10 protein-coding genes are annotated in these 12,573 nt (G+C 36.3%); 8 read left to right on the forward strand and 2 right to left on the reverse strand.

Features of this window, described 5'->3' with window-relative positions:
* Positions 1–12 precede the first annotated feature (12 nt).
* Positions 13–450, forward strand: coding sequence for a hypothetical protein (locus tag RHP76_RS05625; RefSeq protein WP_311229681.1), 438 nt, complete (start codon positions 13–15; stop codon positions 448–450).
* Positions 451–1,232: 782 nt separating this feature from the next.
* On the opposite strand, the gene RHP76_RS05630 is transcribed toward RHP76_RS05625, so the two are convergent.
* Positions 1,233–2,672 (reverse strand): helix-turn-helix transcriptional regulator, encoded by a 1,440-nt coding sequence (locus RHP76_RS05630; protein ID WP_216444416.1) that lies wholly within the window; start codon positions 2,670–2,672, stop codon positions 1,233–1,235.
* Between the two features lie 195 nt (positions 2,673–2,867).
* Here RHP76_RS05630 and RHP76_RS05635 point away from each other — a divergent pair, with 195 nt between their 5' ends.
* The 7 genes from RHP76_RS05635 to RHP76_RS05665 all read left to right on the forward strand — a co-directional run bounded on the left by RHP76_RS05635 (position 2,868) and on the right by RHP76_RS05665 (position 11,859).
* Entirely contained in the window at positions 2,868–5,867 is a 3,000-nt protein-coding gene (locus RHP76_RS05635; RefSeq protein WP_311229682.1) for a reprolysin-like metallopeptidase, read from the forward strand.
* Between the two features lie 353 nt (positions 5,868–6,220).
* Entirely contained in the window at positions 6,221–7,453 is a 1,233-nt protein-coding gene (locus RHP76_RS05640; RefSeq protein WP_311229683.1) for a PKD domain-containing protein, read from the forward strand.
* Between the two features lie 7 nt (positions 7,454–7,460).
* Positions 7,461–8,054, forward strand: a complete 594-nt coding sequence (locus RHP76_RS05645) for an outer membrane beta-barrel protein (RefSeq protein WP_288441619.1) — start codon at positions 7,461–7,463, stop codon at positions 8,052–8,054.
* Between the two features lie 242 nt (positions 8,055–8,296).
* The gene (locus RHP76_RS05650; RefSeq protein WP_311229684.1) at positions 8,297–8,884 is read left to right on the forward strand and encodes a TetR/AcrR family transcriptional regulator; all 588 of its coding nucleotides are present in this window, start codon (positions 8,297–8,299) and stop codon (positions 8,882–8,884) included.
* 91 nt (positions 8,885–8,975) lie between these two features.
* Complete coding sequence (locus RHP76_RS05655) at positions 8,976–9,782, forward strand: SDR family NAD(P)-dependent oxidoreductase (RefSeq protein WP_311229685.1); 807 nt, start codon at positions 8,976–8,978, stop codon at positions 9,780–9,782.
* 271 nt (positions 9,783–10,053) lie between these two features.
* Entirely contained in the window at positions 10,054–11,352 is a 1,299-nt protein-coding gene (locus RHP76_RS05660) for an epoxide hydrolase family protein (protein WP_311229686.1), read from the forward strand.
* 48 nt (positions 11,353–11,400) lie between these two features.
* Entirely contained in the window at positions 11,401–11,859 is a 459-nt protein-coding gene (locus RHP76_RS05665; RefSeq protein WP_062675208.1) for an organic hydroperoxide resistance protein, read from the forward strand.
* Positions 11,860–11,939: 80 nt separating this feature from the next.
* Here the strand turns inward: RHP76_RS05665 and RHP76_RS05670 are convergent, their stop codons facing one another.
* Positions 11,940–12,509, reverse strand: coding sequence for a hypothetical protein (locus RHP76_RS05670; protein ID WP_311229687.1), 570 nt, complete (start codon positions 12,507–12,509; stop codon positions 11,940–11,942).
* Positions 12,510–12,573: the final 64 nt, after the last annotated feature.

Here is a 12,573-nt window from a genome sequence, read left to right on the forward strand (position 1 = left end):
TCAATTTTAATTATGAAAAAGCTATTATATATATTTCTCGTGTGCTTTTCAGGTATGCTCATCGCACAGAAAAACACCTATGTAAAGTTTGCTGTTTACAATAACACCATCGGAACTGCCAGTATGTTTGATCTTTATAAGGACAGTATTGAAAAGGTAAACGTTTTTAAAACCAAAGCCAGTTTACCTCCTCATTTAAAGAAGTTTGATTATCTGGCTGATAACGGCCTAATAGAAATAAAGTTTAAAAAAAATGCCGGCTATCCAGATAGTTTATCTCTGGAAATGTTGAATGAGCAGAACAATCTGCCCAAAGACAGACCTGTATTTATTGAAGGATATCAGTTTAATGATACCACTACCTTAGTTTATAATGAAATGATTGACAACATTGAACTTATAGATTCCAACGGACAGAAAAACATCCATATTTCAACTATAAGAAATTAATTACTGATATCAATCGGAAGTTAATTTAAAAGCAGAGACTATTTCGAAATGAAATAGTCTCTGTTGCTTTTCACAATATTCTTAATCTTTATTTCAATAGTTTTGAAAACCATATATAAATGTCCATATCACCGGGGATATTCAGTTTTCCTTAGATTGTATTTCTTGGTCTGCACAGTTCTTACTGAGGTGTGGGTATATTCAGCAATATCTTAATTACAATATGAATACTATCCTACTACCACACCACTGAAACCACCTACGTATCACATACACAACATAGCAAAAGCGCAAACAAAAACCATTTAAATTACAGAATTACCAATTACTTTTGTCCGAAAATTATTCTATGCTTTTATATAAAGTAGAAAATTGATCAAAGTTTAAAAGATAGCCGATTATAAAATCTTATCACATAACCCCTAAAAACCCCATACATAATATGAAAAATTTATTGTCGGTTTAGGTTATTGATGCTTCCGGAAAAACAGTTAAAACGATTGAACAGCCTTCATCTCAGTTGTATCTGAAGACTTAAAACGGGATTATATCTTGTTACTTTAAAAATGATAAACGTAATTACAAAAACGATTAAAACAATTAAGAAATAGCACTTTTTTCAGAATCAGAAAATAGTTTTTAATATTTAGGATATCTTCTGCCTGCAGGTTTGTGTTATTTTCTGCAGGCATTTTTAAACGAAACGTTCAAAACACATTTTACTTGCACAGAGGCTATTTCATTAATGAGATAGCTTCTGTTTTTTATGACTATTTAAAGGTTTATTTCAGCAATTTGGAAAACCATACATAGATATCCATATCACCGGGAATATTCAGTTTTTTCCTTAGATTATATTTTTTGGTCTGTACGGTTCTCACTGAGGTAAAAGTATATTCAGCAATTTCTTTGGTAGAAAAATTCAGATAGATGTAGGCACAGAATCTTATTTCTGATATTTTTAAAGGAAAAACTTTCAGCAGTTCTTCTGAAAAGTGCGGATAATACTCATTGAAACGGGTTAAAAATTCAGGATTATTTTCTTTGGCAAGCTGTATAAGTTCTTTAAAAGCACTTTCATCTACAGATGGCTGATGAGGGATATCAATTTTATCCAGATTTTTACTTTTGTGCTTTCTATAATAATACAGGAAAAGAAATATAAAAAGAAGACATGCGGCAATACTCAACGACAGGATGAAGAAAAGTTTTTTTGTTTCCTTTTTTCTATTGCTATTTTCCAATTCATTCTGTTTATCTACAGCATCATTCAATGTTTGTTTTTGTCTGCTGTTTGAAGACTCTATATCCAACAGCCAATTAGCATAATAAGCGATACTGTCTTTCTGTCCTGTGCTTTCATACAGGTTCTTCAACTCCATTGCGACCGACTTTTGATAATTCTCGCTTTTATAATAATTATCAGCAATATTTTTACAGATCCATAAATGATGCTGGGCTTCAGGAATTTTATTAAGAGATTTAAAGTACCTGGAAGCATAATACGAGGTAATGTATTGTATCCCTATTTCATTGATCTTTTTCCCATTCTGGATGGCTTCCTCAATATATATTCTTGCAGAATCAGGTTTGTTGAGCTCAAGATACATTCCGCCAAGATACGGTGAGGTTTTATAACTGTTGCTCAATCTGTTCTTGTCTATCCTATAGAGATTATTTTTGTTTTCTCTGTAAATTTTAGAATACTTATATGCTGTTTTATAATGTTTTAATGCTAATTCTTTTTTATTAATTTCATTGTATATTCCTGCGTACTGCCAGTTAATCAGATAAATAAAATAAGCATTATCGGTTTCGTTCACCTTATGATATATTTCGTCCAATTGTTTCAGAGAAGTCATTCTTTCTCCTAATTTCTGGTATAGCAGTGACCTTTGAAGATGGAGATAAAATATAACCTCAAAATCTGTATCTGAATTGATAAGGTTTTCTTTTTCCACTTTATCAGTATAATAAAAAGACCTTTTCATATCACTGTTCCGGTTGTAGATATTGGCAATTTTAAGATACCCTAATGCAACACAATCATTATAAGAATTCTTCTTACACACCTTAATAAGACTGTCAATCTTCTCAATTTCCTTTGATCCGGCAGTAGAAAATTCGATATCAAACAGCACATTCTTTAATTCTTCTTCTGTATGCTGTGAATAGAAAAAGGAAGAAATAAAAAAGAATAAAACAGTCAGTTTTTTCATCATAATATGATCAGAATTAAAATACAATATTATACTACACTATTACTATATAACAAAAAATACATACGTATTACATACACAATGTATGAAAATCGCAAAATATCATTGTTTGTAATACAAAATTAGCAATTACTTTTGAATACCCGAATATTATATTCATTCTTCGCAATACCACTATTTAAATACCTAATTTTTAAAATGAGAAAAACTCTATTATCATTATTTTTGATTTCAGGTTTCTGTCTTTCCAATGCCCAAAGATGGGAAACCTCTTCACAAAAAGTGTCTGAGATCAGAAGAGAGGTAAAAATCAAGTATGCATACAAAACTGATATTAATGCATTAATACAGTTATTAAAAAACGCTGAGGAAACCGGCGCCAATGCAAGAGCAGTAACGATTCAATTACCAACGGCAGAAGGAACCATAGAAAAGTTTGCGGTGTACAGCAATCCTGTGATGGAAAAATCCTTGGCTGAAAAATATGGATTAGGATCTTATGTAGGAGTGGGAATTGATGACCCCTCAAAATATGTAAGATTCAGTACATCCCCTACAGAAATACAGTCAATGATTATTAAAGACGGTATCTTCCAGTTTATAGAACCTGTCACAACAGATAAAAAAACCTATGGAGTATTCTATAAAACCGAAAGAACAGAGTCTGAGCATGGCTTTAGCTGCAGTATGGAAGGCAAAAAGGAACTGGACATCAAATCTTTAAAGAATTCCGGAAAAAATAAACTTGCCGGAATCAATATTACCGGAAGACCTGCAGCCTCAAGATACAGAACCTATAGACTTGCCTTGTCTGCAACGGGTGAATATACTACTCATTTCGGAGGGATGGCAGGAGCTGTTGCCCAGATGAATGCTACTATGACTCGTGTCAATGGTGTTTTTGAAAAAGAATTTGCAATCCATCTTACCATACAGAATTTCCCCAATATCATCTATGCCAATCCGGCTAATGATCCATACACCAATGATTTGAACGGGCAGCTTCAACAAACCTTAACTGCTCAGGTAGGCAATGCCAATTATGATATAGGACATGTCTTTAATGCCGCCGGAGGAAATGGAAATGCAGGATGCATAGGATGTATATGTACCAACCCTACCGCAGCAGAACCGTTAGGTAAAGGTTCTGCGTTTACACAAAATCAGAATCCTGTGGGAGACACCTTTGATATTGATTATGTAGCTCACGAAATGGGACATCAGCTTGGAGGTAACCACACTTTTTCTACAGTTACTGAAAGCTCAGATGTCAATATAGAACCGGGAGGAGGAACAACCATTATGGCCTATGCAGGGATCACAGCCAATAATGTTCAGATGAACAGTGATGCCTATTTCCACTATTCGTCCATCAATCAAATCCTTAACAACCTTGAAGGTAAAGTTGGGTGCGGCGTAGCTGAGAATATTGCCAATAATGCACCAGCTATTACCCCGCTGATTTCCTATACTATTCCCAAAGGCACAGCCTACTACCTGGATGCCAATGCAGTAGATGCCAACGGGGATCAGTTTACCTATAACTGGGAACAGTATGACAGCGTAGGCTCTACAAGCTCAATCTCAGGAGACAGCGGCTGGGGATTCAATCCTGAAGGTTCACTTACCCGTTCTTTTCCTGCAGTGGCTTCGGGAAGAAGATATTTCCCTAGCCTGCCTGTTGTAATGAGTGGTAAACTGACGAATAAAGACACATGGGAAACAGTTTCATACATTCCCAGAGTATTACATTACGCGGTAACAGTACGTGATAATAACCCGAACAGACCTTTAACGATTTCTGCAGAAAATACAGTAACCGTTGGAAATGACGGACCTTTCAAATTCAAAGGATTAACTCCTTCTACTACGTTGTATAATAATGCTTCCAATACCATTTCCTGGGATGTTGCCAATACCAACCTTGCTCCCTATAATGCTGCCAATGTAAAGATTGAATATACAACCGATCTGGTTAACGGATCAGCATGGACAGAACTGGTGGCTTCAACGCCTAATGACGGAAGTTTTGAAATACAGATGCCTGCTGCGCTTCAGGGAAATATTAAACTGCGAATTTCAGCAGTAGGAAATATATTTTATGCAGTTTCTCCTACAGTGACTGTAGGAAATGCTCCCGCTTCTTTAAATAATCCACCAACGGGACTTACCGCGTTCGATAATGATATATTAAAAACCTCAGCAACTGTTTCATGGAACCATGTACCGGGAGCAACCTATTCCGTGAATTACAGGAAAGCAGGAACAGCAAACTGGTCCAATGCTGCCAGCCCGGTTAGTTCTGTGCTATTAAATAATCTTGAAGATGAAACCTCTTATGAAGTTCGTGTAGCCACTGTGATTAATAATGTTCCCGGAGCATTTTCTCCTGTGTATAATTTTAAAACAAAAGGATTGCGCACCGGATATGATTACTGCCTGATGACTACAGGAGGAAACACTACAATCAGTCCGTATTTCAGTGGAATATTAAGAGTGACTTTAGCCAATGTGGATTTAGCTGGAAATGGGACAACCGTTCAGCACGCTTATAAAGATTATTCGGAAGACCCTGCCAAACTGATTCAGCTTACTCAGGGTGCGCAATATAATATGAACTATATTGTGTATGCTAACCGTGCTGGAGGAAACTATCAGGATTGGGTACAGGCATGGATTGATTACAACAGAAACGGAGTATTTGAAGCTTCAGAAAGAATTGGGATTAACGGCGCAGCTCCGGATGCCAATAAAAGACATCAGGGAAGTTTTGCATTTGCAGTTCCGGCCAATGCTTACAATGGTGACAAAACATTAAGAATGAGAGTAGCCAGCGGATTTTTCAATGCTTCAGCTGATGCATGTGCAAGTCCTTTCGTAGATGCCAATGGTGATCTTTTCTCCCGTGGTTCGGTATGGGATTTTTCTGTAAAGATCAATGCAGCACTAGGAGTTAAGGAGTCCGTTCAGTCATCTTCTGATCTTGAAATCTACCCTAATCCTGCGGATACATTTGTAGAGGTAAAAAATCTGAAAGGTAAAGCTGATTACAAAATTTACAGTGCAGACGGAAGACTTGTTCAGGAAGGAAAACCGGACGGAAAAAGAATCAGTGTTGCCTCATTGATCAAAGGAGTGTATGTGATCACAATAAAAGATGATAAGGCGACTTATCATACAAAACTAATCAAGAAATAGTTGTAATAATTAGTGTACCGTGTACCTGTAGGTTATAAGTGATGCCTGCAGGTACTTTTCTAAGTCAATAAAAAAAATAAACCCAGTCATTAACTCATAGTAAATCAAAATCTCTAACAAAGTAAATAAACTAACATTTTCATTTTAAACACCTTTTAATGCAGTACCTGCAGTATAGATTGGGTTTCCTGCAGGTACTTTTAAAAGGTTTAATAATTAAAAAACGGATAAAGAAAAGTATATAGCTCTATATTGATAAAAAAACATTTTTAATCATCGTTTGTGTTGTGTACCTGCATGATAAGTGGTTTTCTGCAGGTACCTTTTTTAAATAACTCTCAAAAAAATACTCTATGATAAAAAAACTACTCTTTCTTATATGCACTGGTTTTTCAGTGTTATCATTCTGCCAGTCTGATGAGATTCTGTTTATAGGAAACAGCGTCACCTATTTTAATGACATGCCTGAAATTTTTAAAAATATAGCGGCTTCAAAAGGGAAAAATCTATCTGTAACAACACATACTCCCGGAGGAACCGGATTTGTGAATCATGTAGATGATGCTTCATTGTATCAAAAGATAAGATCTAAAAACTATAAATATGTGATCATGCAGCCCGGAACTGCGGAATCTGCAGGTCATTCTTACCCTGTTTCTGTAACCGCTGAACGCGGCCGTAAAATCAGGGATTCTATTCGTAAATACAGTCCTTGCTCTAAGATTTTTCTGTATGAAATTCCCTATGGAGTTCCATCTGCCAATGAATACAACACCTATTTTGCTTTTCAGAAAAAAATTAAGGATTCCATTACGAAGATGTCTAACCTGATGCAGGTGGAAATGGTTCCTGCCGGAGAATCTGCAAGACATTATTACAATTCTTCCCAGTATCTGGCTCTTCACGGATCTTATAACGATATTCATCCTGGACCTAAAGGAAGTTATCTTGTGGCAGCCACTATGTATTCTGCAATTTTTCAGGATCATGTATTTCCATCCACTTTTTATAACGGAATGCCTCAAAACACAGCCGAAAACTTTCAGAATATTGCAGATCTTGTTTTTTTTAATAATCCGCCACAATGGAATAGTAATACGTTTCACCTTCATTCGGATTTTATAGCAGGAATTAACGGAACAACTGTAAATTTCACCAATCATTCCGCCAATTACACATCTGTATCATGGAACTTTGGCGATGGCATCACCGATTCTTCATTGAATCCTGTTCATCAATATACTGCCCCGGGAACTTATACAGTCTCACTTACGGTCAACAAAAACTCCTGTGCAGAAACTGTCAGTAAAACAATTACTATTGGGTCTTTGGGAACTGCGGATATGAATGTACAGCCTGAGCTTATATTTTACCCTAATCCTGTGAAAGATGTTGCCTATATCATAAGTAAGGAAAAGGTAAAAGAAATAATCATTTACAATAGTGAAGGAATAAGGGTTTCCAGCATCTCAGGTACGGAAATCGCTGATCATAAGATAAATTTTTCACAGTATCAGAAAGGAATGTATATCGTAAACATCATTTTCCAAAACAATCAACAAAAAAACATCAAAATATTTAAGTAATAACTTTATGACAAACAATCTAAACAAAACTCTAATTTGCTTTTTAATTTCTAATGTAGTTCTGCTCAATGCCCAGCAAAAAGGCACTTCAGAGATCAAGGCAGGTTATGGTGTTCTTTCTTCCAACGAAATCGGCAAAGTCTTCACAGATATTATAATAACACCATTTAGTGAAACGAAAACTACTGATGAAAAACATTCCGGAGCTCTTTTTATTGGTTACAATTATGCAGTTAAAGATAATTGGACCATCGGTACAGATCTTGTTTATGAAAGATATACAGCTTCTGTTAATAAACAAAACCTTACTGTAGCGAGCCAGAAGAATGATATATATACACTGGCTGTCAATAGTACTTATTCCTATATCTCGAAACCCAAGTTCAGAATGTATTCAGGGGTTGGTTTAGGATATACTTTTTCAAATGAAAAACTTAGTCCTAATCAGTCAGATGTTCAAAGTGTATCTTCCAAAAGCAGTTCTTTCAACTTTCAGGTGATAGGAGCAGGTATAAGAATAGGTGGAAAAATTGCAGGGTTTGCAGAATTAGGATTTGGATATAAAGGTATAATTAATTTAGGGATCAGCTATCAGCTTTAATTGTTAATCTTATTCTGTTGTATCATCAGTAAAACAGAATAAGATTTTAACCTTGTATACCTTATTTCAAGTTAAAAAAAAATAGTAAAGATAAATGTATGATAAATAGAAACAAAATGTCTTATCATAGAGGTTCTGGCTGTTTTATTATTATTAACTGATAATTTTTTCAGAATTAAATCAAAGAAAATTTGTTTTTATGACCAATCGGTCATATATTTGCATCATTATTTACTATTATTATGGCAAAAGGGGAGGAAACCAGACAGTTCATTATAGAAAAAGCAGCACCTATTTTTAATACAAAAGGGATTGCGGCTACTTCTATGAGTGATATTATGGAGGCCACCAAGTTGTCTAAAGGCAGTATGTACGTTCATTTTGAAAATAAGGAAGTTCTTGCCTGTGCTGCTGTTGAGCATAATATGCAAATGCTGACTGATCAACTTCAAAAAACTTTAAGCAGATTTAAAACTTCCAGGGAACAGTTATTCGCCTATATTGATTTTTTTAGTGATCCCAACCATCCACCTGTAGTTGGCGGGTGTCCCCTGCTAAACTTTGGAACAGAAGCTGATGATACCAATCCAGTCGTTAAAGGAAAGGTAAACAATGGAATAAAACAGGGAGAAAAATTAATTTCCGGTATTATAGAAAAAGGAATTTCCAATAAAGAATTCAGAGCGGAATGGGATGCGGAAGGTTTTGCAACAGTTTTGTTTGCCATGCTTGAAGGTGGACACTTAATGTCAAGAATGGCTGGTAATAACGATAAAATGATAACTATCGTCAAAAATCTAAAAAAAATGATTGAAGAAAATACAGTGTAATTTTTTTTATCCAAAATATGACCGATCGGTCATTTACATATGAAATAATTCTTTTAAAAAATATAATCATAACAATTTAAAAAACAGAACAATGTCAAAAACAGTTTTAATTACAGGTGCATCAAAAGGTTTCGGAAAAGCATGGGCAGAAGCCTTTTTAGCCAAAGGATACAATGTGGCTGCAACAGCCAGAAATGTAGAAACGCTTGATGATTTAAAAGAAAAATATGGAGATTCCGTATTGCCTTTAACCTTAGATGTAGATAAAAGAGAGGAATCATTATCAGTAGTTCAGAAAGTACACCAACACTTCGGCAGCATTGATATTCTGATTAATAATGCAGGATATGCACTAACAGGTGCGGTGGAAGAAACCAACGAACAGGAAGCAAGAGCACAGTTTGAAACGAATTTCTTTGGAACTTTATGGCTTACACAGGCGGTGCTTCCCATTATGAGAGATCAGAAAAGTGGCCATATCATTCAGGTTTCTTCTATTTTAGGATTGGCTACTTTACCAACCATGGGACTTTATAATGCATCTAAGTTTGCACTGGAAGGATTAAGCGAAACTTTAGCAACAGAAGTAAAAGGCTTTGGAATTAATGTAACTTTGGTAGAACCTAATGGCTATGCTTCCAATATCTGGCATACAGGAATTAATACACAAAGTAATCCTGTTTACGATGGTGTTAAAAAGGCTTTCTCAGAATCTGAAACTTCTTTTGGAGACGTAGCAGCTACAGCTCCTGCATTGATAAAGTTAGTAGAAACTGAAAATCCTCCATTGCGTTTATTGCTTGGAAAAGTAGCACTTCCTTTCGTAAAACAAAATTACGAACAGCGCTTAAAAGTATGGGAAGAATGGAATGATGTATCTGTAGAAGCTCACGGATAACATCGAAAAAAATGTTTTCACAAAATAAGCTCCGTTTTTATAGAAGAACGGAGCTTATTTTTTTATCCTTTTTGAGATCAATATCTCAGTCATTTTTCTTAGCATTACTTTTCATCTGCTTCATATTGTTTCCTGTTCACCATCTGCAATGTCTGTTTCACTGTGAAATATGACTACTTGAACACATTACTCGTTTCGCAGGCGTATCTCAGGGTATAATTTTGTCTCATCAAAAAGAAAAAACAGATTTAAAATCTAATACAGCAAAGCAATGAAAACAACAATTTCAACAATTTTTTTAGCAGCAACTTTTATCTTAGGTACACCTGCTATTTCTAAGGCGCAAAAAAATGATACTGCTACTCTATTATCAAAAAATGATACCAGTATCCGTCCTTTTCACATCAATATTCCACAATCTCAGCTGGATGATCTTAAAAAACGTATTTCCGAAACCCGCTTCCCGGATAAAGAGACTGTGAAAGATGCTTCTCAGGGAATCCAGCTTGAGCAGTTAAAAGAACTTATCACCTATTGGGGCAACGGATACGACTGGAGAAAAGTAGAAAATAAGCTGAATGCGCTTCCCCAATTTGTAACAAAAATTGACGGACTTGATATCCAGTTTATCCATGTACGTTCAAAGGAGTCTAATGCAATGCCTGTAATTCTTACCCATGGCTGGCCTGGTTCTCCGCTGGAGTTTATCAATGCAATAGATCCTTTGACTGATCCTGTAAAATACGGAGGAAAAGCAAGTGATGCTTTTGATGTAATTATACCTGCCATTCCGGGATATGGTTTTTCAGAGATTCCTGCTGAGCTTGGCTGGAACCCTGACCGCGTTGCCCGTACATGGGATGTACTGATGAAAAGACTCGGCTACAAAAAATATGTTTCTGAAGGTGGTGACCATGGTTCTGTTATTTCTGATGCATTAGCAAAACAGGCTCCTTCAGGTCTTTTGGGAATCCACCTTACCATGCCGGCTACCATTCCTGCCGAACTTGTAAAACCAATCAATGCCGGTGATCCCGCCCCGTCAGGACTTTCTGCCTCAGAAGCAAAAGCATACAATGCAATGAGTACATTCTTTGGAAGAAATGCAGCTTACGGGGGAATGATGGTAACACGTCCACAGACAACAGGATATCTGCTTTCTGATTCTCCAACAGCCTTAGCAGCATTCCTTTACGAAAAAATTGCAGAATGGAGTGAAAGTGATCTTCATCCCGAGAATGTCATTGGCCGTGATGCTATCCTGGATGATATTACCCTTTACTGGCTTACCAATACCGGAGCGTCTTCTTCACGTTTCTATTGGGAAAATAACAAGAATAATTTCAGTGCTGAGGCGCAGAAGACCAAAGACATTAAAGTTCCTGTAGCTGTTTCGGTATTTCCTCACGAAATTTATCAGGCTCCGGAAAGCTGGTCGAAGCAAGCTTATCCTACTTTATATTATTATCATAAAGCTTCAAAAGGCGGACATTTTGCAGCCTGGGAACAGCCGCAGATCTTTACAGAAGAGCTTAGAGCCGCTTTCAAAGATTTAAGAAAAAAACTTTAACAATAATAGGATCAATCAACAGAATCGTTTAATCTAAATAATAAAAATATGGAATTAAATACCATTCAGGAAGTAGAAAATACAACCGTAGTCAATATCAGTAAAGTGCTGTATTCCGGTAATGTCGTTGTAACGGGAGGCCGTAACGGAGAAGCAAAAAGCAGTGATGGCAAACTTAGTATTGAACTAACTTCTCCCGGTTCAAAGGGAAACGGAACCAATCCGGAACAGCTGTTAGCAGCAGGATGGTCGGCATGTTTTATCGGTGCGATGCATTTAGGTGCGGTAAAAATGGGAGTTACCCTTCCTCCGGACTTATCTGTCAATACCTCTGTAGATCTGGCCACCAATGATGATGGATTTTTCCTGCAAGCCCATTTACAGGTACTTTTACCGGGATTTGCAATAGACGAAGCCAGAAAAGTTGTGGAAACAGCCCATGCAACATGTCCTTATTCAAAAGCAACCCGTGGAAATATCAATGTAAAAATAGATGTAGTAGTTTAGTTTTCAGAATGTTTATTGCATTTTGATTAAAACCTTCCCTGTCAAAAGCAAGGAAGGTTTTTTATTGTTTTAAAATCTGTCTATTTAGCTGCTGTAGTGATTTTGTTAAACGCATAAGGCACCACTCCAATCCCCAGGGTCAGTAAAACACCAACGAGATTATTCAGGTTGGGAAAATTGCTTACATCAAAATAGTTCCAGATGGCAAAGGTGGTGAGAACACATGCCAGACCTACAGACACCAAACCGCTTATAAATGCAAGAAAACGGCTTACACTCGTATTAGGTTTTGAGGCATTGGGATCTTCACCATTGCCAGCTGTTGCATCTGCGGCCTTCATTGCCTGCTGACTTTCAGTAGAAGCAGATAAAAAAGCCACTCTTTGTTTTGTTTTTTCTACCTCTATCTGAACATTCGCATCCTTATCCAAAAGGAGATCTTTTAAAGAGACTTTATCTTTTTTAAGTTTAAAAAAGACAAGACAGGTAATTAAAAGGAAGAGCAGAATAGGAGAAATTGCAATCCATTTTTCAGCATCGGTTATAGGAATTGGCTTTGGTACAGTCGGTATCGTGTTAGTCTGCTGTCCATACATCACAACAGATGTAAAGAGTGCGGTCAATAATAAAAAAAAATTCAAAGGTCTCATAGGGGTTAGTTTTGAAGTTGTTATGATTTTTTTAAACTACATCTGAATATACTTTACAGCATAC

It is taken from the genome of Chryseobacterium sp. SG20098 (assembly GCF_031844745.1).
GTDB classification, from domain to species: Bacteria; Bacteroidota; Bacteroidia; order Flavobacteriales; family Weeksellaceae; genus Chryseobacterium; species Chryseobacterium cucumeris.

What these genes read in the sequence shown, in the direction of transcription:
- RHP76_RS05625 (WP_311229681.1), top strand. Translation starts at nt 13, where the DNA reads ATGAAAAAGCTATTATATATATTTCTCGTGTGCTTTTCAGGTATGCTC.
- RHP76_RS05630 (WP_216444416.1), bottom strand. Translation starts at nt 2,672, where the DNA reads ATGATGAAAAAACTGACTGTTTTATTCTTTTTTATTTCTTCCTTTTTC.
- RHP76_RS05635 (WP_311229682.1), top strand. Translation starts at nt 2,868, where the DNA reads ATGAGAAAAACTCTATTATCATTATTTTTGATTTCAGGTTTCTGTCTT.
- RHP76_RS05640 (WP_311229683.1), top strand. Translation starts at nt 6,221, where the DNA reads ATGATAAAAAAACTACTCTTTCTTATATGCACTGGTTTTTCAGTGTTA.
- RHP76_RS05645 (WP_288441619.1), top strand. Translation starts at nt 7,461, where the DNA reads ATGACAAACAATCTAAACAAAACTCTAATTTGCTTTTTAATTTCTAAT.
- RHP76_RS05650 (WP_311229684.1), top strand. Translation starts at nt 8,297, where the DNA reads ATGGCAAAAGGGGAGGAAACCAGACAGTTCATTATAGAAAAAGCAGCA.
- RHP76_RS05655 (WP_311229685.1), top strand. Translation starts at nt 8,976, where the DNA reads ATGTCAAAAACAGTTTTAATTACAGGTGCATCAAAAGGTTTCGGAAAA.
- RHP76_RS05660 (WP_311229686.1), top strand. Translation starts at nt 10,054, where the DNA reads ATGAAAACAACAATTTCAACAATTTTTTTAGCAGCAACTTTTATCTTA.
- RHP76_RS05665 (WP_062675208.1), top strand. Translation starts at nt 11,401, where the DNA reads ATGGAATTAAATACCATTCAGGAAGTAGAAAATACAACCGTAGTCAAT.
- RHP76_RS05670 (WP_311229687.1), bottom strand. Translation starts at nt 12,509, where the DNA reads ATGAGACCTTTGAATTTTTTTTTATTATTGACCGCACTCTTTACATCT.